Origin of the sequence: Flavobacterium galactosi (assembly GCF_048158585.1) — a bacterium.
Taxonomy (GTDB): Bacteria; Bacteroidota; Bacteroidia; order Flavobacteriales; family Flavobacteriaceae; genus Flavobacterium; species Flavobacterium galactosi.
The window spans coordinates 172,482-194,717 of record NZ_JBLNKV010000002.1 but is presented as its reverse complement, the minus strand read 5'-3'; the positions used below and the strand labels follow the sequence as shown (position 1 = coordinate 194,717).

Below are 22,236 nucleotides of genomic sequence, written 5' to 3'. Positions count from 1 at the left end.
TTCGGTGATATCTGACAAGGAAAAGCAAGTTGAAAAGCTTTGTGATGTGCCTCATCTGTCACACATTCTTCAGAATCTGGGCTTTTGCTTGAAGTATCATCCATCTTCTTCTTCGTTCTTCGACCACCTCGGTTGATGCATTTAGATTAAGCGCATTATTCAGTACATCGATCTCGATCTAATTGTTATCTTCCATTAATGCGATCAACCCGGCTTCGATGTAAAGCGAAATTGGGACTTTAATTGCGACATTCGAATTTTCATCTGTATAGAGAATAAAATAGCAACAATAGCGTTCTTAAAAGCAAAACTATATTATGGGCTTATTGGATTTTATGATAGTGGAAATAGCGATGGATTTAGGTACGGCTAATACTTTAATAATTTATAATGGAAAAATAGTAGTGGATAGTCCTTCTATGGTAGCCAGAGATATTAGAAATGGGAAAATTATTGCGGTAGGTAAAGAGGCCAGTTTAATGCAGGGGAAGACACACGAGAATATTAAAACTATCCGACCACTTAAAGACGGGGTTATTGCAGATTTTGATGCCTCAGAGAAAATGATCAGCTGGTTTATAAAAAATATACCTGAAATAAAGAAAAATTTTTTCACTCCCGCACTGCGAATGGTTGTATGTATTCCCAGTGGTATTACCGAGGTAGAAATGAGAGCCGTAAAGGAGTCTTGTGAACGGGTAAACGGGAAAGAAGTTTATTTAATTCATGAGCCTATGGCTGCCGCTATTGGAATGGGTTTAGATGTGATGGAGCCCAAGGGAATTATCGTCGTTGATATTGGAGGAGGGACTACGGAAATCGCGGTTATTGCCCTTGGAGGAATAGTTTGTGACAAATCCATAAAAATTGCTGGGGATGTTTTTACCAATGATATATTGTTTTATATGAGAACGCAGCATAATTTGTATGTTGGAGACGCTTCTGCTGAGAGAATAAAAATTGATGTTGGCGCTGCAATGGAAGAACTTGAGGAGGCTCCTGATGATATAACGGTTCGTGGAAGGGATTTGCTTACCGGAAAACCTAAGGAGATCAGAGTTACCTTTAGGGAAATTGCAAGAGCTTTGGATAAATCCATACAGAGAATTGAAGATGCGATTATGGTAACGCTTTCATTGACACCACCAGAACTGGCTGCTGACATTTATAATACGGGCTTGTATCTCGCAGGGGGAGGGGCAATGCTACGCGGTCTTGATAAAAGGATTTCGCAGAAGACGGATTTGCCGGTTTATATTGCAGAAGATCCTTTAAAAGCCGTGGTTAGAGGTACTGGTATTGTCTTAAAGGATATACCTAAATATAAAAGAGTACTGATAAAATAAGTTCGTTTTTACATCCGTACAATTGAGCTTTTGCACTGATTCAACCAAAGATTGTTAAATATACTTAAAAAAACATAAAAAAATCCCATTTCGTTAGAAATGGGATTTTAGTTTTGTGACCTTGACTGGATTCAAACCAGTAACCTCTTGAGCCGTAATCAAGTGCGCTATTCAGTTGCGCCACAAGGCCATTTTTGCTATTTTTAGAGCTTAGTAAAGCGCCTTATTGCGGGTGCAAATATAGGTATAATTGTGTAATTTGCAAGTCTAAATTTATAAAAAAATAAAAAAATATGCCGCTTAAGAATTACATACGTGATATTCAGGGTTTTCCAAAAGAAGGAATTTTGTTTAAAGACATTACTCCTTTACTAATTAACCCCGAAGCAAGGAATAAATGCCTTAAAATATTGGTTTCAGCACTTAAAGATAAAAAAATAGACAAGGTAATAGGAGTGGAGAGTCGGGGTTTTTTCTTTGGAATGCTTATCGCGCAAGAATTAAATGTTGGTTTTATTCCAGTTCGAAAGCCTAACAAGCTGCCTTACGAAACCATTTCAGCAACCTATGATTTAGAATATGGAACGGATACTTTAGGAATTCATGTTGACGCGATTCAAAAAGGTGACCGAATTCTAATTCACGACGATGTTTTGGCAACCGGAGGAACGGCAAAAGCGGTATGCGAATTGGTAGAAAGATTGGGTGGTGAAATTGTACAATGCAATTTCTTGATGGAATTGGCTTTTCTTAATGGAAGAGCAAAAATTAAAGGGAATGACATTTTTGCAGTAATAACATACTAATCTAAAGCGCGGGCTGTTACATAATAGCGATAGCCAATAATTGCCATTTGCCATTTTTTAGCTTTCGCCAAATCCAATCGCTGCTTGGTGAAACTAGGAAGAATGACTTTGTTAATTTGGGCTAAGATTTTAAACATAGATGATTTTTTTCAAAGATATAAAAAAGACGGACTTGATGGAGACCGTCTTTATTGATTTTCAGAAAGATAAAATTAATTATTACGCTTTTCCATAGCATCTCTGTACTTTTCCATAGCCTCTTCGTATTTAGCCATTTCTTTTTCAAATATTTTTTCGCGTTTAGCCATTACTTCTTCCACTTCTTTTTCATAAACAGTCATGTCTGGCTCGAAAGATTCCATCTTTTTTTCGAATTCTTTCATTTTTTCCTCAAATTCAGCCATTGCTTTTTTATCTTTTACGTTCGATGGATGAGCCGGTGGCGCAGGTAGTTTTGACATATCAGGAGCAGGAGCTACCGGCATTGGTCCGTCTGGAAATTTTGGAGGTGTTGGCGGAGTTGGAATTTCTAAATCACTTAATGTTTCTGTACTAGTTTTAGTTATTATTTTGATAATAGATTTTTTGTTTTTTTTATCCACATCCATTCTTTGAATCATCGACGGATCTAATTTTTCCATTGTTGCTTTACTAACTTTTTTACCGTTAATATATATATATGTATTTGTTGCAATAGAACCGACTGATCCATTTGGAGAAGTATTTGATTTTTTAATTTTCACCTCGTTAAAACTAATTTGAACACTGTCATTGTTTTTTATATTTTCAACATCTTCTCGAGATAAATTAGCTACGTTTTCATGCTCTGATGTAGAAAAAGTTTTTTTAGGTTCTCCAAAACCAATTTCGTCATCGGTTTTAAAAAAGCGAATTGGCTGTATTGCTTTGTCTCCGTTGAATTCAGTAATTCCAAAATGTCCTTTTGTATCTTTAAATTCTACTTTAATTCCAATAATTTCATTATTTGAATTTCGTTTTAAATTTGAATATTTAATGGTAATATTTTGCTCTTTTAAGGTATTAATATCCTTGCTTATTTCTTCGTCAGAAGTGTTTTTGTCCCAAGTCATAAAAGTAGCATTGGTTGTGTCCTTTTGTTTAGATACTTTTTCCTGCGCAATAGTTTTAATTTGGAATAAGAATACAAACGCGACTAATACAGGAAGTACTAAAGCATACTTCCAGGAATTCCATTTTTTTGATTGATTTTTGTTTAACATAACGATTCGTTTTTTGATTAATGATTGATAAAAATGATTGGTGATGGCAACACAATTCTCGTGTGTTGTTATTTTTAAAAGCGTGATTTGATAGGATTTTTTGTCGGATATTTTCTTTGTGGCTTCGTTGTCTGCAATGAATTCAAGGTTTTGTAGCATTGCTTTTTTGTACCACCAAATGAATGGATTGAACCAAAATACAATACAAAACAATCTCGAAATCAAAACATCAATGGTATGATTTTGTTCACTGTGTACTTTTTCATGTTCTAAAATATTTTCTAATTCGGAAGCGGTGTATAAAGCCGAATTGTAAACGATGGTATTGAAATAGGAAAATGGAGCTACATTTTCTTTGATATCTATAAATTTAAAATCGGCTTGTTGTTGAATGGATTTTCCTTTTAGAACAGCATTCAAACTATAAAAATCAAAGGCAAATTTGCCCAATAAAAGCAGTATTCCAATTCCGTAAGCAAGAGCTGTAAGCATTGGTAAATAATCTTCGAATGTTTTTTCTTGTGTATAATTTGTAACGGGAATCGTAGACCAATTAATTGGGGTTGCAGTTGGTTCTACCCAGATTATTTTTGTTATAAAAACAAATGGTAACAGAACAGAAGTAATTAATCCAGCCAATAAAAACCAACGATTGCTTGTGAAAAAGGTTTCTTTTCGCAGCATTAAAAAATAAGCTAAATAAAATAGGACGATTAGTCCACTGGATTTGATGAGATAAATAAACAGTGCTTCCATACGCTATGTATTATATTTTTAGTTTATCACTTTTTTTCTGCTGTTGCAAAACGATTCTTCATAAAGAATTATTTCTTTTCTTCCTGATTTTCAATCATGGTCAAAATCTCCCGTAATTCGGCAGCAGAAATTTTCTCTTCTTTGGCAAAAAAGGAAACCATGTTTTTATACGAACTATTAAAGTAATTATCGATTGCCGTATTCATGAAACGTTTTCTATATTCTTCCAGACTAACAATAGGGTAGTATTGATGGGTGTTCCCAAAGGCATTGTGTGAAACAAACCCTTTTTCTTCCAGATTGCGTACAATAGTGGAAAGGGTGTTGTAATGAGGCTGTTCTTCAGTAATTTCGGCCATGACTTCTTTTACAAAAGCTTTTTTGAGCTTCCATAAAATGTGCATGATTTCTTCTTCTTTATTGGTTAACTTTTGCATGAGTTTTTTATTTGAATCAAACTTACAACTATATTTTTAGTTACGCAACTATAAATATAGTTATTTAACTAATTTTTTAGTTTTTAGATGATGTTGTCTTATTTTTTAACGTTAATTTGGAAAAATGAAAGTGCTTTTTTCAGATGTATTGTTATGGAAAGGAGGCCGCGTGAGGGATAGTAGCAAGCTACCAAAGTAGCGCGTATAGCCCGACCGCCTTGATAAAAGGGGCAGTAAAACCAGCTAATTAGTTTGCCCCTTTTATCAAGGTGGTCACGCCCAAAATATTAAAACAGGATTATTTTTGTTCTATTTGAACGAGTTTTTGCAGCCAAATGCAGCCTAAAACGGAAAGAACTCCTAAGCTGCCCATGAAAAACCAGTTGGTCTGATACCCAAAATGCCCAATAAGTTCCAGTCCAGTTTTGGAACTCGCAATATGTGCTAAACTAAAACTCATAGTAAACAACGCCATGTAGCGTCCTTCATGGCCTTTTGGAGCTCTGCTTAACGCAAAAGAATTAGAGAAAGGAAAGATGAACATTTCCCCAAAAGTGATTATGATGATGCTGATTACTAATATTCCCGCCCAAGTGTTGATCAAAAGCAGGTAAAAACTGATGGACATGAGTACACAACCCCAAAGGATAATTTTGAGTTTTTCAATACTTTTTCTTTGGCTGAAACTCACAATGGGCATTTCCAGAAAGAAAATTAATAATCCGTTTAAGGATAATAAAAGTCCACTTTGAAATTCGGTAAGTCCAAATTTCTCATTGTGATACAAGGGTAAAGTGGTGAAAAGTTGAAAGAATAGCATGGCTGTGGCAAAACATACAAACAGGAATATCCAGAATATTTTGTCTTTAAAAACGGAAATAGGTATTTCGGTTTCACTAGCAATGGTATTTAAATCAGCGGGTTTTTTGCGTTCTTTTACCAATAAGGCAAAAATCAAAATGGAAACGATACAGGAACTTCCATCGATCCAAAAAAGTCCGCTATACCCCAAATTCATAATGATTAAACCTCCCAAAGCCGGCCCGGCAGTAAAACCTAAGTTTACCGCCAGTCGAACTAAAGTCAGCGCTCTGGTGCGATTTTCAGGTTTGGCATACGTGCCAAGGGAAACAAACATCGCGGGACGAAACATATCGGCTACGGTCATGATAACAAACATTCCAATACACAATCCCCAAAAAGTACGGATGTATTGTACTACAAATAACAGAATTCCACTGGTAAATAAACTGAAAATCATGATTTTATAAAATCCAATTTTGTCTGATAATTTGCCGCCAAGCCACGAACCCAGCATGGATCCAAAACCGAAAGCGACCATAATCCATCCTACCTGTGCGTAGGTAAATTGTAAGTCTTCTTTCAAATATTTTGATAGAAAAGGCAAAACCATCGTTCCGGCGCGATTGATAAAAGTAATCAACGTGAGAATCCATACTTCTCTTGTGAATCCTCTAAAATTATTAATGTAACGTTGAAAAGCGGTTTGAAGCATATATAAAGTTCTAATTTTACAAAGGTAGAAAACTTTGTAGCGATGCGTCTTTGTAGCATTGTAACTTTTAAACTATTTTTGCTTAAAATTATAAAAATGAGAACGCTATTCGCTTTAGTTTTTTTAGTGCAGTTTAATTTTGGCTTTGGCCAACAGCAATTCGATGTTTCGGCTGTTGCCAAATTTCAAAAGGATTTAAACGCAGAATATGCAGATATTAAAACGAGTCCTTTGACAAGCGAAGATTTGGCTGTATTCAAAGCGTTGGATTTTTACCCGGCTAATGAGATTTTTTTTGTGATTGCTAAATTTGTCAGAACAAAAAAAGAAAAACCATTTGAGATGAAAACCTCTACGGACAGAAAACCGTTGTATGTAAAATACGGAGAAGTTCTCTTTACGATTGATGGAAAAGAACTAAAATTAAATGTGTACAAAAATATTGAACTTTCGAAAAAAGCAGCCTATAAAGACTATTTATTTTTACCATTTTCTGATTTGACTTCGGGGAATGAAAGTTATATAGGTGGAAAATATATCGATTTGAGAATCCCAAAAGGAGATACAATTGTAATCGATTTTAATACCTCGTACAATCCGTATTGTGCTTATAATCATAAATATTCCTGTCCCAAAGTGCCTTTGGAAAACGATTTGAATATCGAAATAAAAGCAGGAGTTAAAAAATTTCACGACTAATGCAGTACTTTAATTTACATACCCATAAATTCACGAATCAACCGGAAGTATTAGAGTTAGTGAATCAATATCCTTGGGAATTTGATGTTACAATTCCATTTTATTCCATTGGAATTCATCCTTGGTTTATTGTTGAAGAGCGTCTTGAATCTGATTTTGCGATAATCGAGCGCCAATTACAAGAACCAGGTTGTCTGGCTATGGGCGAATGCGGACTGGATAAACGAATAGAAGTTCCAATGGAATTGCAACAATTGGTTTTCGAAAAACAGTTGCTTTTGGCACAGCAATATCAAAAACCAGTTGTGATTCATTGTGTTGCCGCTTTTCAGGAATTGATTGAGATTACAAAAAAATTAAATAGTACCGTTCCAATACTTATTCATGGGTTTTCCAAAAGTGAACAGTTAGCGAAACAGTTATTGGAAAACGGATTTTATATTTCGTTTGGAAAATATTTATTGTTAAATGCAGAGCTGGAAACGGTTTTTAAAAGCATGCCGAATGATCGATTTTTCTTGGAAACGGATACTGCAGAAGAAAGTTTGGCGACCGTTTATGCTTTAGCAGCAAAATACAAAGGAGTTTCGGTAGAAGAGATTCAAAAACAGGTGAATAGTAATTTTTTGGAAGTATTCAAGATTGTATTATAATTGATTTAAGAATGCAGATTAACGATTGTTGATTTCAGATTTTTGAGAGCAACAAACTATAAACAATAAACTAAAAAAATAATGGCAGAGTGGACAGAAAGAGCCGAACTTTTATTTAAAAAAGAAGGTTTAAATAAATTGCAAAATGCAAATGTACTAGTCGTAGGACTTGGTGGTGTGGGCTCCTTTGCAGCCGAATTTTTGGCGAGAGCAGGAGTAGGGAAAATGACAATTGTAGATGGTGATGTAGTTGATATTACCAACATAAACAGACAACTACCTGCCTTGCATTCTACTGTGGGACAACCAAAAGTTACAGTTGTAGGCGACCGATTAATGGATATTAATCCAGAATTGAAATTGATACGTGTGCAGGAATTTCTCTCGCCAGAGCGTGCTTTCGAAATTATTTCGGAGGAATTTGATTATGTTTTGGATTGTATTGACAGTGTAACTCCAAAATTGAATTTGATTATTGCAGCCAAAAGAAAAAGAGTGAAAATCATCAGCAGTATGGGTGCTGGCGGAAAGATGGAAGCTTCCAAAGTAAAGGTGACGGATATTACAAATACCGTGAATTGTTTCTTTGCAAAAACAATCAGAAGACGATTAAAAGAAGTGAAAATTGATAAATTGAAAGTGGTCTTTTCTTCTGAGATTCAAGATGAATCCAGTTTAAAAATGACCGACGGTTCTAATTTTAAAAAATCATTTTACGGAACCAACAGTTATATGCCAGGATTATTTGGATTGTATGCTGCAGAAACCGTGATTCGGTATTTACTTAAAAAAGAGTAGTCAGGTTTCAGGTAGCAGATAACAGAAAGCAGATTTCATAAAACTAAAAAAATGATACAAACAGTAATTTTCGACATGGATGGTGTAATTGTCGACACAGAACCAGTACACCGTTATGCTTATTTCAAACAATTTGATGAATTGAACATTGCAGTCACCGAAGATTTGTATACTTCATTTACAGGAAATTCCACTCGGAATATATTCCAGAAATTGAAAGAAAAGTTCAACTTAGAGCATGATGTTGAAGATTTAATTTTGAGAAAAAGGTCCATCTTTAACGATGCTTTCGATAGTAAAGAAGATTTAGAATTGTTAGAAGGTGTTGAAAAATTAATCAAAGAATTACACGAAAACGGAATCCAATTGATTTTAGCTTCCTCAGCTTCAAAAGTTACTATAGAACGTGTTTTTCGTCGCTTTAAACTGCACGAATACTTTACTCATGTTGTGAGTGGAGAAGATTTTCCTAAATCTAAACCACATCCCGCCATTTTTGAGCACGCTGCGAGTTTATCTATTGCTCCAAAAGTAAATTGTATTGTAATTGAAGACAGTACTAACGGAATTAAAGCTTCAAAAGCTGCCGGGATTTTCTGTGTGGGGTACAATAGTATTCATTCAAAAGACCAAGATTTATCGGAAGCTGACGTAGTAATCAATCATTTCAATGAATTAGGTTTTGATGAAGTGAAAAATATTGATTCCAAATTAAGTAATAATTAACATTTAAGAATACCTGAATTTGTAAATTTGGAAAACATAAAAACTAATACTATGAAAAATATTCTAATTGCATTTGCTATTATCATTGCAAATTTTACCATTGAGGCACAGGTGAAAACACCACAGTCAAGTCCGAAATCTACAATCATACAAGCAGTAGGTTTGACAGATGTAGAGATTAATTATTCAAGACCTAGTGCAAAAGGAAGAGCTGTTTTTGGTAATTTGGTTCCTTTTGGAAAAGTTTGGAGAACGGGAGCTAATGAAAACACAACGATATCATTTAGTGATGATGTTGTTATTGATGGTAAAACTTTGAAAAAAGGAAAATATGCTTTGTACACCATTCCAAAAATTGAAAGTTGGGATATATTATTTTATTCAACGACCGATAACTGGGGTAATCCAGCAGAATGGAATGAAGCAAATGTAGTACTTAAAGCTACTGTTAAACCAGAAACTTTATCTAAAAATGTAGAAACATTTACGATAGGAATAAGCGGTTTAGATAACAATTTTGCTTTTTTAGAAATGTATTGGGAGAATTCCTATGCAGCTGTAAAGTTTGAAGTTCCTACAGAGAAAAAAGCAATGGCTAACATAGAAAAAGCTTTGGCTGGTCCAGCCGCAGGAGATTATTTCTCAGCTGCACAATATTTATATCAATCAAATGGAGATAATGCCAAAGCATTGGTTTATGTAAACAAAGCTTTGGATATGAGTACAGAAAAACCGTTTTGGTATAACAGATTAAAATCATTAATACAAGCTAAGCTTGGAGATAAAAAGGGAGCTATTGAAACTGCTAAATTATCGCTTGCTGCAGCAGAGATTGCTAAAAACCAAGATTATGTAAAAATGAATAAAGACAGTATAGCAGAGTGGAGTAAAAAGTAATTCTTCTTATCTTTTTCAAAAAAAATCCGTCTTGAATCTTTCAAGACGGATTTTTTTTGAACGGGACACTAACCAATAATTGAGTCTTTTTGCTTTCTGAAAATAGTCCATTGTAAGAGCAAAGAAATCACAATCGTTAACAAAGCCCCAATGAAATTCAGCCATAAATAGCCCAGTTTTTCTTCTCCACTTGGATAAATGTAAATCGCAAAGTAGTAGATTATAAAAATGGCTAATTGGCTAAAAATGGCGCTGCTAAAAATAGCTTTGGCGTGTACCTTTTTGACATAGAAACCAACCAGAAAAATTCCTAAAACGGTACCGTAAAATATCGAACCAATGATATTTACCAATTGAATTAAATTCTCGAATAACGTTCCAATACAAGCGAAAAGAATCGCAATAATACCCCAAACCAGCGTAAAAAATTTCGTGGCATTGAGATAATGCTTTTCTGATTTTTCTTCTTTAAGATTACGTTTGTAAATATCTATTGCCGTAGTGGATGCCAATGCATTCAGTCCGGAAGCCGTAGATGACATGGCAGCCGAAATAATTACCGCGAGCAATAAACCAATAAGTCCTTTGGGTAAATAATTAAGGATAAAGTGAAAAAATACATAATCTTTATCGTTGGTTTCACTGCGGCTATCGGCTTTTAGGATAATTTCTTTGGCACGATCTCTTAAATCTTTTTCTTTGTTGGATAATGCAATTAATTCTTTTCGAAGAATCGGATTGTCATAATCCTGATTCAGCTGATCGATATACAATAGATTAATTACTTTTTTATCTTCAGATAGCTCATCCAGTTTTTTTTCCAGTGTATGATATTCTCCTTTGTACTGGGATTTCTCCACAATTATTTTATTATTGGGATTAAAATTTAAAGGAACCGGATTGAATTGGAAAAAAACAAAAACCATTACTCCGGTAAGCAGAATGAAAAATTGCATCGGAACTTTTAAAAGCCCGTTCATTATCAATCCCATTTGGCTTTCACGAACTGATTTTCCTGATAAATAACGTCCTACTTGAGATTGATCAGTACCAAAATACGCTAATGCCAAGAAAAAACCGCCCGTTATTCCGCTCCAAAAAGTATATTTTTCTTCTGGATCAGTTGAAAAACTAACAATATTCATTTTATCATTTGCCCCAGCAATATGCAAGGCATTAGTAAAAGTCATATCATTTGGCAGATAATGTAAAATCAGAAAAAAGGTGATTAACATTCCGGACATGATTACAAACATTTGTTGTTTTTGAGTTACGTTTACAGCTTTCGTTCCGCCAGAAAAGGTATATATAATTACCAATACTCCAATAATAATATTCATTATAGTAAGGTTCCAACCCAATATAGCCGACAAAATGATAGCCGGAGCATAAATTGTTAGTCCTGTTCCCAAACCTCTTTGAAACAAGAAAAGTAGGGCTGCAAGCGAACGCGTTTTTAAATCGAATCGTTCTTCTAAGTATTCATAAGCGGTATAGACTTTGTATTTGTGGTAAATTGGTATAAAAGTGACACAAATTACTACCATGGCAATAGGCAATCCAAAATAGAATTGTACAAACCCCATTCCGTCATGATACGCTTGTCCTGGTGTTGAAAGAAAGGTAATAGCGCTGGCTTGTGTGGCCATAACCGAAAGTCCAACCACATACCACGGTGTTTCATTACCGCCTAGAATAAAATCTTCGACATTTTTACTTCCTTTTGTTTTCCAAGCACCATAAATTACAATAAATAGTAAAGTGGCTATAAGTACGACCCAATCAAATAGTTGCATAATTTAAGAGTATAATTCCATTATTAGATAAAAAATCAAAATATAGATGGCGTTAGCTACAAGAACCCATGTATAGTTTTTTTTCCAGGTTTTTATTTTTTTTGTTTGCATTTTTGGATTTTTTTAATTCTTGATTTTTTGGGCAGGAATGGTTACCGGTGATTTTAGCGAAATCATATTTGATAATAATCTAAAAGCACCTGGAACGCCTTCAGGTAATTCCCTGAACAAACTTAAACCGGTATAAATATAATATCCTTTTCCGTAAGGGGCGACTAACAAAGCGCCATCTTTTGGAATTTCTCCTTTATCATTTGATGATAAAATAGGCGTGAATGCTTTATCGAATTCATTAGGATAATACAATCCTTGTTCTTGTTTCCAGCCTTCAAAATCTTTTGAAGTGATTTTATTTGGGAAATTCATGATGGGGTGATTAGGTGCTAAAAATCGAACTTCGGCATTTTCTTCGGTAACTCGGTCGCGTGAAATTTTGAGTGAAAACGGAGCGATATTAGCCAAAGCAATATCATCTGGTGTATTGTATTGTACCAACATCGTTTTTCCTTCTTTTACAAAATCCAAAAGAATGCTTTGCTTGTCTGCCAATGCTTGAACAGTATTGTAAGCTCTGACTCCAGTCATAATTACATCAAAATCAGCTAATTTTTCAGGCGTTATTTCTTCGGGTTTTAGCAGCGTTACTATGTACCCCATTTGCGTTAAGCTTTTAGGGACTTCATCGCCGGCTCCCATTATATAACCAATGTGTTCGTCTTTCGTTTTTAAATCCAGTTTCATGAATTTAGCTTCAGCTGGTTTCAAAACTTGTTGCTTGGTAATATGATTGAAATCGATGATGATTTGGTCTTTATCATATTCTATATTTTCAATGACAGCAATACTTTTGGCGACAGCTTCATCGGGTTTATTTGGTGGAGTTACCTCAAAATACACGATTTGTTCCGTTCCCTTTTTTTCTAAATTAAAAGGAATTAATTTTGGAGAAACCATCCAATTACTTGGCAATTCCAATTTTAAATTACCTTTCACCGCATCTTTACCAGCTTTGATTTTTACTGTTATGGTTTTATTTTTATTGTCTTTAAAAAGGGCTACTTTGTCCAGAATACTAGTCGTTATCTCTGGAACAATATCTAAATAATTGTACATTTCTCCTTTTACGCCATCATTGTATTTGTAGATAACGGTTCGTTCAACAGGAATGTCAATCCCATTGATTTGGATGTTAAAAACTACTTTTACATCCCGAATGATATCAGGAATCCCAATATTTTTTTGATTATTTACCGTATATATTCCTTCATTGCCTTTTTCTTTTAACCAATACGGTTGTGTATACTCTATGGTTTTAGGCAATTGTAAATCAATGTTTATGTTTTTTAAAATATTAGTATTTAAAGTCGTATTTTGAGGCGTGTTTTTTTGTTCCGGCAAAGTGGTGACACTCATTAATTGCATCGGAATAGCACTTCTGTTTATGGCCTCGAGTTTTAGTTTTACAATGCTACCGGGAGTTGCTTCCTGATTTTGGGCAACTGCTTCAAGATACAATCCGGAACAAGCAGCAATAATTTCTTTTATCGCAGACGATTTTAATGTGGACCAATGTTTCTCTTCCAATGCTTGCATCATGGTATAGGCTTTCGCCAAATTTGGAATACTGGCCGAAGGATTTGTATAATCAAACTGAGCAGCGATGGTTGTCAATAATTCTCCGATAGGTTTCCCACCTTTTACTCGGTTCCAACTTGTGTCAACTCCTTCAAAAATGGAAGATTTATTTTTTAATGGTTCGCCATTTATAAATTCTAAATATTCGGTTTCCTCACCACGACTTCCAGTACTCCCGAAACCCTGCGACTGATGACGACTGCGGCTTAAAGCGGCAATTTCCTGATTTGATTTTCCAACGGATGGAAAATAAACGCCTATTTGCATTTCCATCAAATTTGATTTGTCAGCGGCATCAAATTTTTCTTTGCTGCCATAAAACCACCAGGAAGTATTAAAAAACTGGCGTTTGGGTTGCCAAGGCTGAACTAATTTTAATTGTTCCGGAAAAATAGTTGGATTGTTGGCTAAATCAAAACTTTCTACGCTCAGCATTGCCGATGCAGTATGATGACCGTGCGTAGTTCCGGGAGAACGATGATCAAACCGATTGATGATTACATCAGGTTGAAATTTTCTAATGGCCCAAACAATATCAGAAAGCACCTTTTGTTTGTCCCAAATTTCTAATGTTTCAGTTGGATTCTTAGAAAAACCAAAGTCATTGGCACGGGAAAAAAATTGTTCACCACCATCTATTTTTCTGGCTTCTATTAGTTCTTGAGTGCGAATTACACCTAATAATTCGCGTAACTGTGGACCTATTAAATTTTGCCCGCCGTCACCGCGCGTCAACGATAAGTAGCCGGTTCTTGCCTTAGTCTCATTTGATAAATAAGAAATCAAGCGGGTATTTTCATCATCAGGATGAGCGGCTATATAAAGTACTGAACCTAAAAAGTTAAGCTTTTGAATTTGATTATAAATTTCAACCGAATTTAGTTTTTGAGGTTGTTGAGCGATTGTTATTTGAAAACAAAAAAGAAATAGTATAATCGCTTGTAGGTGTTTTTTTTGCATTATTTTAAATTTAATTTGCAATAGCTTCAAATGTAGGAATTAAATAATTTTTTCAGAAATGTTTTTGGTTTTCTTTAAAATAAAAAAAATTAAATTAAAAAAGAGAGAACCAATTTTTGGTTCTCTCTTTTTTAATTTATAAAAATATTCTTTTTAGGTATTAATCTCTTTCATGCCCATTTCCATGTCCATTTCCGTTTCCTCTTCCATGTCCGTTATTTCCATTACCTCGATTTTGGCTATATCTATGATTGTCATTTTCTCTACGGTTGTCATATTCTCTACGGTTATCATATTGTCTATGATTATTATATTGTCTATGATTGTCGTTATTTCTATAACCTATATTTCTTTGTTCTCTACCTTGGTAACCTCTATAATACCTCACTCTATCATTATTAAAGTTTCTGTAAGGTCTTGAACCGTGATAATCATTCAGTACTACTTTGTAACCACTGTACAAATCATAGTTTCTATATTGTCCTGGCAAATATCTTGATCGAATCCATCTTCCTCCTCCAAAATAAATAAATTGAGTGGCTCTTATATCATAATAGGCTTCCACATCCGGCAAATAATAATATTCGGCTTCTGCATATCCTACAGGGCCCCAAGACGGCGGTGAACCTATGTTTAAACTTACTGAAACTTGTGCATGTATTGAACTAGATGCAAAAAGTATAATTCCTACGGCGATTAATTTTAATGTTCTCATTTTTCAAATATTTAATAGATTTATAATTTTATATTTACTCTTTAGGGTAATACTTTTTTGTAAAACCAACAACTGTGCCAGTATAAAATAATTAACATTTAATTAAAATATTTGCGTCTTTTCCATAAAAAAAAGAGAAGCTAAAATAGCTTCTCTTTTTTTTATTTAGAAATTATATTACAACAAAAGAATCAATAAAAGGATAACGATGATGATTGCTCCTACAGATAAATAAACACCATTTCCAGTTGATCTTAACTCAGCATTAATAGCGCGTACTTCTTTACGAAGTGCTTTTTTCTCCGATGATTTCATGGAAGACTTGTCCATTGCTTTGATTTCATCTAAACGAGAAAGCATTTTTTTTACATTTTCAGGAACTTCTTTAGTATTGCTTGTTGCTGTAATTGGATTTTTTTCAGCAGCAATAATTGTGGTTGGGATAACAGTTAATGACAATACCATCATCATTAAATAAAAGGTAACTTTTTTCATCTTGGTTGTGGTTTTATGGTTTAACATTATTGTTACTGTAAATATAAGAAATAATTAATAATAAATTTCATATAATTGAATCTCAGAACAATGTTGTTAAAACTTTAGAAAAAATAATTTGGTCAAAAGTTAAAATGAGAAAAGATTCTAAACGTTTTTATTAAAGATTATAATACAAAAAAGAGAATTCCATTTCTGAAATTCTCTTTTTTGTATTATATAAAAAACGTATTAATGTTTTCCATGACCACCATTTCCTTTTCCTTTATCATCACCACCATGATTACCATTATCTTGATTGTAATTCTTTTTAGATTCTTTGTAATTTTTATTCCCTTTATAACCTATTGATTTTTGAGGAGCACCATGATATCCTTTATAATATTTTACTTTATGATTTTTAAAGTTACTGTAAGGTCTTGAACCATGATAATCGTTTAAGACCACTTTATATCCACTGTACAAATCATAATTTCTATATGGTCCAGGCAAGTATCTTGAACGAATCCATCTTCCTCCACCAAAATAAATAAATTGTGAAGCTCTTATATCATAGTAGGCTTCTACATCTGGTAAATAATAATAGTCTACGTTAGAATATCCTACAGGACCCCACGATGGTGGTGTACCTATGTTTACGTTTACGGAAACTTGAGCGTGTATTCCACTTGATGCTAAAAGGATTATTCCTACAGCGATTAATTTTAATGTTTTCATTTTTCAAAAATTTAATTAATAATTTATTTAATAGCTAACCTATGTGTTACTTACTATAAATCCAACAACTATGCCAATTAATTTCTTTACCATTTAATCGTGGACTTTGTTTTCATAAAAAAAAGAGAAGTTTATAGCTTCTCTTTAAATTTTATTTTGGAAACTAGATTACAATAAAAGAATCAATAAAAGGATAACGATAATGATTGCTCCTACAGATAAATAAACACCGTTTCCTGTTGATGCTAGTTCCGATTTAATAGCACGTACTTCTTTACGAAGCGCTTTTTTCTCTGATGATTTCATGGAAGATTTGTCCATTGCTTTTATTTCATCTAAACGAGAAAGTAACACTTTAACTTCTTCAGGTACTTCTTTAGGATTATTTGATACTGTTGTTGGATTTTTTTCAGCAGCAAAAGTTGTGGTTGGGATTACAGTTAATGATAATACCATCATCATTAAGTAAAAGGAAATTTTTTTCATCTTGTTTTTTTTAGTATTAGTTAGTCTTTTTTATTAATGTAAAGATAAAAAGATACTTTAAAAATGACTTATACAATTACTGCTTAAAATTATATAATTCACACCTTATCATAAAATATTGAATTTACTGCAATGTATTCTAAAATAGAACATTAAAAGACGCCTTTTATTTATAAATCACAGTTCTAGGTTTAGCTAATTCAAAATCCTGAAAACCAAAATCGGTGGTTTCAAAAGAATTGGTTTTAAAAACATTTTCGCCAACACGAGGAATGGAAGGGTAGTAGGATAACGATATTTGGAAAGAACTAAATACTAAATAATCGTTATTAATAATACATCCGATGCTAATTTTAGAATATGCTTTACTTTCATTAATTTCTTTTTTAGCAGTTCCCAGCATTGCAATTGAATAGTTGAAATAAGGATTTACGCGGAATCCCCATAAATCCCAAGGGGAATAAGTCTGAGTTTGTAAAGTCAACACCGCTTTCTTGGTTCCATATTCAGCACTGTTAAAACCTGAAATCCCATAATTTTCGTTAATTGTGAGTTGGTCTCCAATAGAATTTAAACGGTTTATACCCAAAATAAATTGAGGCTTAATAAACTGTCTTAATTTCCATTTTCCAATAGTAATTAAATTAGTAAAATAATTTGCCTGAAAAGAAAAAGCAGTCTGGTTTGTTTTCGATTTATAAAAAAAGGAACCTAATTCAAAATTAACGCTTAAAAATCCCCATTTATAAAAATTTCCGAATGCAGCTCTACCGCCCAAATAGTAACGTTCAATACTATTCTTATATTGATAACCACCAGTAATTCCATAAATTTTTCCAATTGGGACATCCTCTATTATTCCATTTTTAAAAATGTATTTGTCTTCCACAAATTTTCGAGAAGTGACACCAATCCCGGTAAGAAAAAATTTCTCTCCGGAATAGAAATCAATGGGATCATATGCGACCGTAGGACTTTCAATGTATTTAATATTTAAAAATCTTCCGGACAAAATTAGATTGGTAGTTCTGTCGCCTTCCGTATTTCCTTTAAATAAACGAAAAGCATGACCTACCCATAAATCTTGTGAATTGTATTTGAAATTTTGATAGGTATATGTCAAATTAGAATCCTGTATTGTGTCTTTTCTAAATTGCTGATCGACATAAATTCCAGCTGCCCATTTTGCAAAAGGGGAATAAAAAGGGCGGTCAATATTGATGCTTTTTGCATAATAATTATCTAAATCAATATGATAATTTAATGTTGTTTTGATAAATGTATTTTTGATATTGGGAATGATATAGGCAAAACGATACGCATTTTTTCCGTCACTGAATCTGTTTTTGAATTCATTGTCAATTTCATGTCCTGAGCCCAAAAAGTTACGTTCATTCAGTTGGAAACTAACTCTCGAGTTTGAAATGGAGCCTTTTGGTATTATACTCCAAGTGTCTAATACACGAATATAAACGTCAACCGAATCTGGATTATTTTTAATTAGTTGGGGCGTTATACTAACTCTGCTTACGAATCTTTGAGTTCTGATTAAACGTTCGGATTCTTTTACTAATAAGGAATCCAGAGGTTCGTTTTTTCTTATCAGCAATAAATTTCGGATAGCCAGCCTATTGGTTTTAATGTGTATTCTGTTTCCGCTTCTTTCCGCCCAATTCCGAGGCCCTCTAGTAGTATCAATTTCTGAAAATCCAAAAGGGTCGAGCGTAATAATATTGATGTTTCGGATAGTTCTACTTTCAAAATCGAGGTATTTTTTTCGAACTACTTTTTCCTTTTTAACTTTTAAATTAACAGGTCTAAAAATTAACTTATGCATTAACTTAGTGAATTTCCTTTTTTTGGAATAGGTTTGAATATCCTTATATACTTCAGTAGAATCTTTTTTTGGCTTGTTTACCTGTGAAAAAGAAATCTGACAGCAGCAAAAGAGTAAAAAAAATAAAATCAGTTTTTGTTTTTGAAACATCTTAAAAAATTAGCTTTTAAAAATAGATTTTAGAATTTTAAGCAATTAATTTTCAGTACGATTGTTATCATTTTCGGTGGTGGTTTCTGTAAACGTAGGAACAATAATATCCGTTTTGATTATGATTTTTTTTGCTGTTGTTTCGGAATCAAATAGAGGTAATTTAATATTATACCAAGTATATGTTTTTGGTAAATCATCTCCCATTAAATAGCCCCAAGGTTCTAAATATTCTATTCTGTCAAAAATTACTTTAAGAATGGCAATTATAGGAATAGCCAAAAACATTCCGGAAATTCCTGAAATTGCTCCGCCTATAATAATCCCAACAATGGAAACAAATGCATTTATTTGGACTTTTGAACTCACAACCAATGGGACTAAAACATTGTTGTCAATTAACTGTACAATTATGTTGACTACAATTACACCAACAATTATGGATAAGTCGGGTGATCCAGTTAGCGATGCTATAATACTTAAAGCACCTGCAAACAATATTCCAACATAGGGGATTAAATTTAGAATCCCCGTAATAATTCCCAATAAAATAGCATACTTAACGCCTATTATCATAAATCCAACCGTTGTCAATATGGAAACCATAATCATTTCTATAATTAAACCAACAATATAACTTTTTACGGCTACTTTTATCTGAGATAAAATATCCTGCAATTTAGGGTGATACTCTTTTTTTATCAATTTGGAAAAGAACAACATAAAATGAGTTCTGTACAAAAGGATTAAAAAAGTATAAATAGGAATTAAAATCAGGTTTAGGAGCGTATCCGTAAAGGACATTAAGGTCGTTCCTATCATTTCTTTTCCTTTTTCCATTGAATCTTCAGTAGCAGTGTCCAAATATTGTTTTTGTTCCCTGGAACTTATATTGAAATGTTCCCGGATATATTGTTGAATGTTATGAATGTGGATGGAAATGTTTCTTTCGATTTTATTAAAATCATTAGCCATTTCACTAATCTGAATGGATAAAAATGCAAAAAGTCCAATAAAGAGTAAAATAAATAGCAGAACAGTTATCATTACTGCTATGACATGTGGAAAACGGAGTTTATGTCTTATAAAATGAGCAATGGGTCTTAATATTATAGCAAATATAAAAGACAATAAAATTGGAATTAAAATTTCCTGACCGATATAAAAAATATAGCCAAAACTGATCAAGCTCAATAAAACCAGTGTAAGTTTTGCGTAGAATGGAAGTTTTATGGTATCATTCATATTTTCGTTGTATTTATTATTTATTAAAATTTAAGTATGGAAATTTAAAATTTAACAAGCAAATATGATAGAATAATAAATCTAAACCGTTACATATTTTTAAAAAATAGTTATATAATTTCCACTTAATAAAACTATAAATTTAGCCATAGATAAATAAGAGCAAGGTATTTAATAGAAAATTAATCTACGAATTCTTTATCATCAAAATGGGTTTTTAAAATTGAAATCCCTTTTTGCAAAAGCAAATTATTAGGAAAAATTACCATTTCCCCATCATTGGTTTTTAAGAATACATGAAAAGCACCAATATCTTCAACCTCAGCTTCAATAGGGAAATCTTTGTCATGAATCTTTATTACATCACCAATTTTAAACGGAAAAGAAAAGAACAAAATAATACCGGATGTGATGTTACTTAAAATAGACCATTGGGCAAACATGGCAACACCTACAACAGTTGTGATGGAAGAAAGTGCAATAAAAATATCTTTAGTTTGAACTCCCCAAATTATTATTAAAGAGGTTACTGCCAGAATATTAATAAATAAATGAATGTATTTGATGACTAAATTAGTTCGATGTTCAATAGTGTGACTTGATTTAGCATAGCGCCTTACCAGTTTTGAAGTGATAATTCGTAATAAAACGAACAAAATCACTAAAATTCCAGTTGCAATTAGTTCTCTTGTGTATTGTTGAAAAAAAACCATATCCATAATTTATTTATGCTAATTTACTCAAATATTCATAAACTTTGTCAGTTGGCATGCCCATAACATTCGCATAAGACCCTTCAATTTTTGAAACACCTATAAAACCAATCCATTCCTGAATTCCATAAGCGCCTGCTTTGTCATAAGGCTTGTAATTTTCAAGATAATATAAAATGGCTTCATCACTTAATTGATTAAAGGTAACTTTAGTCAGTTCATTAAGAACGGTTGTTTCTAAAGTCGTTTTAAAACAAACCGAGGTAATTACTTCATGGGTAGTATTTGATAGTGATTTTAGGATTTTAAAAGCATCTTGCTGATCTTTTGGTTTACCCAAAGCTTTGTCATTATGCCAAACAATCGTATCACTTGTTATGAGTATATCATTGGGTTGCAATTCGCCTTCAAAAGCACTGGCTTTTAATTCAGCCAAATAATCGGTGATTGCTGCAGCCTTTAATTCAGGAGGATAAATTTCTTCGATTTCTTTTAGCTTGATTTCAAAATCCAAATCTAAATCTTTGAAAAATTGTTGACGTCTTGGAGAGCCCGAAGCTAGAATCAGGTTGTATTTTTTTAATTTATTCTTAAGCATTATATTTCATATTAATAGTGATAACTCCAATAGAGATAATCCCGAAAAGAAGAATCCATTTCAGTAGTAAGCTCAATTTGTGAAAGTCATTTTTTGTTTTTGCATTCCAAATTTTTAAAGTAAAATAAAGAAGTGGCGCCGTTACAAAAGTCAATAAATAAACGGTTGTATACGTCAAAAGAAACAAATAATTATAGGTGTAAAAAAGAATTGCTATTAGAGGAATAAAACTTAATGCAAAAACTATTTTTGTGGTTTTGTCAACTCCTATAGTTACCGGTAAAGTATTTATTCCATGATTAGAATCTCCCTTTACATCTTCTAAATCTTTAACGATTTCCCTAATGAAATTAAGAAAGAAAGTAAAAATCGCATAGTCTAAAAGAATGGAAAAAATAACAGCCATTTGTGCCTGATTTCCTTCATAGGTGGCAGGGTATAAATCAAAAATTCCTATGATAACAACGCTGAAAGAAAGTAATAAAGCTACAATTACATTTCCAACGAGAACCATTTGTTTTAAACTGGTAGCGTAAAGATAAAGTGTAGCGGCTATCAAAATAAAAATAGAGGCAAATCCTGGTTTCTGTATAACATTCGACAAATAAAAACCAATACCAACACCAACACAATTAAGCGCAACATATATATTGTAAGCCTTGGCTTCTGAAATGCTTTTGCCTACTATTACGTTGTTGGGTTTGTTTATGCTATCCGTATCTTGATCAACAATATTATTTATTACATAACCACCTGCTGCAAGTAAAACGGTGGATAGGACTAATAATAAATATTGCCAATCTGCTAATGACAATGGGATATTTTGAAATTTAAAAAAGCCGTACCGGAAAACGAGTTGCATAAAGGCAAGCATCAGTAAATTTCGATATCGAATGAGTTTTAAAAAAGGAACCATTTATTTCACTTATAATTTATAATTTAACATTTAAAAAA

At 33.0% G+C, this 22,236-nt stretch carries 22 protein-coding genes and 1 tRNA gene; 7 read left to right on the top strand and 16 right to left on the bottom strand.

The features are described 5' to 3' along the window. Window positions 1–317: 317 nt before the first annotated feature. Entirely contained in the window at window positions 318–1,346 is a 1,029-nt protein-coding gene (locus ACM55M_RS05085; protein WP_416856497.1) for a rod shape-determining protein, read from the top strand. 116 nt (window positions 1,347–1,462) lie between these two features. Here the strand turns inward: ACM55M_RS05085 and ACM55M_RS05080 are convergent. Continuing rightward, window positions 1,463–1,536 (bottom strand) — tRNA-Arg (locus ACM55M_RS05080). Between the two features lie 103 nt (window positions 1,537–1,639). On the opposite strand from ACM55M_RS05080, the gene ACM55M_RS05075 reads away from it, so the two are divergent. Then, on the top strand, window positions 1,640–2,152 hold the full coding sequence (locus tag ACM55M_RS05075) for an adenine phosphoribosyltransferase (RefSeq protein WP_416856495.1): 513 nt from the start codon (window positions 1,640–1,642) through the stop codon (window positions 2,150–2,152). On the opposite strand, the gene ACM55M_RS05070 is transcribed toward ACM55M_RS05075, so the two are convergent. From ACM55M_RS05070 to ACM55M_RS05055, 4 genes are all read right to left on the bottom strand, one after another. Beyond that, window positions 2,149–2,289, bottom strand: a complete 141-nt coding sequence (locus ACM55M_RS05070; protein ID WP_416856494.1) for an SsrA-binding protein — start codon at window positions 2,287–2,289, stop codon at window positions 2,149–2,151. The two genes, ACM55M_RS05075 and ACM55M_RS05070, sit on opposite strands and share 4 nt — an antisense overlap. Before the next feature lie 75 nt (window positions 2,290–2,364). Then, window positions 2,365–4,149 carry a M56 family metallopeptidase gene (locus ACM55M_RS05065; RefSeq protein WP_416856493.1) on the bottom strand — a complete coding sequence of 595 codons (1,785 nt, stop codon included), beginning with the start codon at window positions 4,147–4,149 and terminating at the stop codon, window positions 2,365–2,367. Window positions 4,150–4,217: 68 nt separating this feature from the next. Next, window positions 4,218–4,586 (bottom strand): BlaI/MecI/CopY family transcriptional regulator, encoded by a 369-nt coding sequence (locus tag ACM55M_RS05060; RefSeq protein ID WP_416856492.1) that lies wholly within the window; start codon window positions 4,584–4,586, stop codon window positions 4,218–4,220. A gap of 298 nt (window positions 4,587–4,884) precedes the next feature. Continuing rightward, a complete protein-coding gene (locus ACM55M_RS05055) occupies window positions 4,885–6,102 on the bottom strand; it encodes an MFS transporter (protein ID WP_416856491.1) in 1,218 nt (405 codons plus the stop codon). Between the two features lie 96 nt (window positions 6,103–6,198). On the opposite strand from ACM55M_RS05055, the gene ACM55M_RS05050 reads away from it, so the two are divergent. The 5 genes from ACM55M_RS05050 to ACM55M_RS05030 all read left to right on the top strand — a co-directional run bounded on the left by ACM55M_RS05050 (window position 6,199) and on the right by ACM55M_RS05030 (window position 9,875). Continuing rightward, window positions 6,199–6,801 carry a DUF1684 domain-containing protein gene (locus ACM55M_RS05050; protein ID WP_416856490.1) on the top strand — a complete coding sequence of 201 codons (603 nt, stop codon included), beginning with the start codon at window positions 6,199–6,201 and terminating at the stop codon, window positions 6,799–6,801. Next, on the top strand, window positions 6,801–7,454 hold the full coding sequence (locus ACM55M_RS05045) for a TatD family hydrolase (protein ID WP_416856489.1): 654 nt from the start codon (window positions 6,801–6,803) through the stop codon (window positions 7,452–7,454). Before ACM55M_RS05050 ends, ACM55M_RS05045 begins: the two co-directional genes overlap by 1 nt. An 81-nt stretch (window positions 7,455–7,535) precedes the next feature. Beyond that, a complete protein-coding gene (locus tag ACM55M_RS05040) occupies window positions 7,536–8,252 on the top strand; it encodes a tRNA threonylcarbamoyladenosine dehydratase (RefSeq protein ID WP_416856487.1) in 717 nt (238 codons plus the stop codon). A 51-nt stretch (window positions 8,253–8,303) separates the two neighbouring features. Beyond that, window positions 8,304–8,978, top strand: coding sequence for an HAD family hydrolase (locus ACM55M_RS05035; RefSeq protein WP_416856486.1), 675 nt, complete (start codon window positions 8,304–8,306; stop codon window positions 8,976–8,978). 51 nt (window positions 8,979–9,029) lie between these two features. Beyond that, entirely contained in the window at window positions 9,030–9,875 is an 846-nt protein-coding gene (locus ACM55M_RS05030) for a DUF2911 domain-containing protein (protein ID WP_416856485.1), read from the top strand. Between the two features lie 68 nt (window positions 9,876–9,943). Here ACM55M_RS05030 and ACM55M_RS05025 read toward each other — a convergent pair whose 3' ends face one another. The 11 genes from ACM55M_RS05025 to ACM55M_RS04975 form a co-directional block, all read right to left on the bottom strand. After that, a complete protein-coding gene (locus tag ACM55M_RS05025; RefSeq protein ID WP_416856484.1) occupies window positions 9,944–11,671 on the bottom strand; it encodes a sodium:solute symporter family protein in 1,728 nt (575 codons plus the stop codon). Between the two features lie 123 nt (window positions 11,672–11,794). Next, complete coding sequence (locus tag ACM55M_RS05020; RefSeq protein WP_416856482.1) at window positions 11,795–14,326, bottom strand: PIG-L family deacetylase; 2,532 nt, start codon at window positions 14,324–14,326, stop codon at window positions 11,795–11,797. A gap of 160 nt (window positions 14,327–14,486) precedes the next feature. Continuing rightward, entirely contained in the window at window positions 14,487–15,041 is a 555-nt protein-coding gene (locus ACM55M_RS05015) for a hypothetical protein (protein ID WP_416856481.1), read from the bottom strand. A 177-nt stretch (window positions 15,042–15,218) separates the two neighbouring features. Beyond that, window positions 15,219–15,536: a hypothetical protein gene (locus tag ACM55M_RS05010; protein WP_416856480.1), complete on the bottom strand. Its 318-nt coding sequence runs from the start codon at window positions 15,534–15,536 to the stop codon at window positions 15,219–15,221. Window positions 15,537–15,767: 231 nt separating this feature from the next. Then, window positions 15,768–16,253, bottom strand: coding sequence for a hypothetical protein (locus ACM55M_RS05005; protein ID WP_416856478.1), 486 nt, complete (start codon window positions 16,251–16,253; stop codon window positions 15,768–15,770). Window positions 16,254–16,421: 168 nt separating this feature from the next. After that, on the bottom strand, window positions 16,422–16,739 hold the full coding sequence (locus ACM55M_RS05000; protein ID WP_416856476.1) for a hypothetical protein: 318 nt from the start codon (window positions 16,737–16,739) through the stop codon (window positions 16,422–16,424). A gap of 166 nt (window positions 16,740–16,905) precedes the next feature. Next, window positions 16,906–18,576, bottom strand: coding sequence for a BamA/TamA family outer membrane protein (locus ACM55M_RS04995; RefSeq protein ID WP_416856474.1), 1,671 nt, complete (start codon window positions 18,574–18,576; stop codon window positions 16,906–16,908). A gap of 195 nt (window positions 18,577–18,771) precedes the next feature. Continuing rightward, on the bottom strand, window positions 18,772–19,971 hold the full coding sequence (locus ACM55M_RS04990) for an AI-2E family transporter (RefSeq protein WP_416856473.1): 1,200 nt from the start codon (window positions 19,969–19,971) through the stop codon (window positions 18,772–18,774). Window positions 19,972–20,153: 182 nt separating this feature from the next. Continuing rightward, window positions 20,154–20,684, bottom strand: a complete 531-nt coding sequence (locus ACM55M_RS04985; RefSeq protein WP_416856471.1) for a mechanosensitive ion channel domain-containing protein — start codon at window positions 20,682–20,684, stop codon at window positions 20,154–20,156. 13 nt (window positions 20,685–20,697) lie between these two features. Beyond that, on the bottom strand, window positions 20,698–21,282 hold the full coding sequence (locus ACM55M_RS04980; RefSeq protein WP_416856469.1) for a Maf-like protein: 585 nt from the start codon (window positions 21,280–21,282) through the stop codon (window positions 20,698–20,700). After that, window positions 21,275–22,156 (bottom strand): geranylgeranylglycerol-phosphate geranylgeranyltransferase, encoded by an 882-nt coding sequence (locus ACM55M_RS04975; protein ID WP_416856809.1) that lies wholly within the window; start codon window positions 22,154–22,156, stop codon window positions 21,275–21,277. The genes ACM55M_RS04980 and ACM55M_RS04975 overlap by 8 nt, the downstream gene beginning before the upstream one ends. Window positions 22,157–22,236 lie beyond the last annotated feature (80 nt).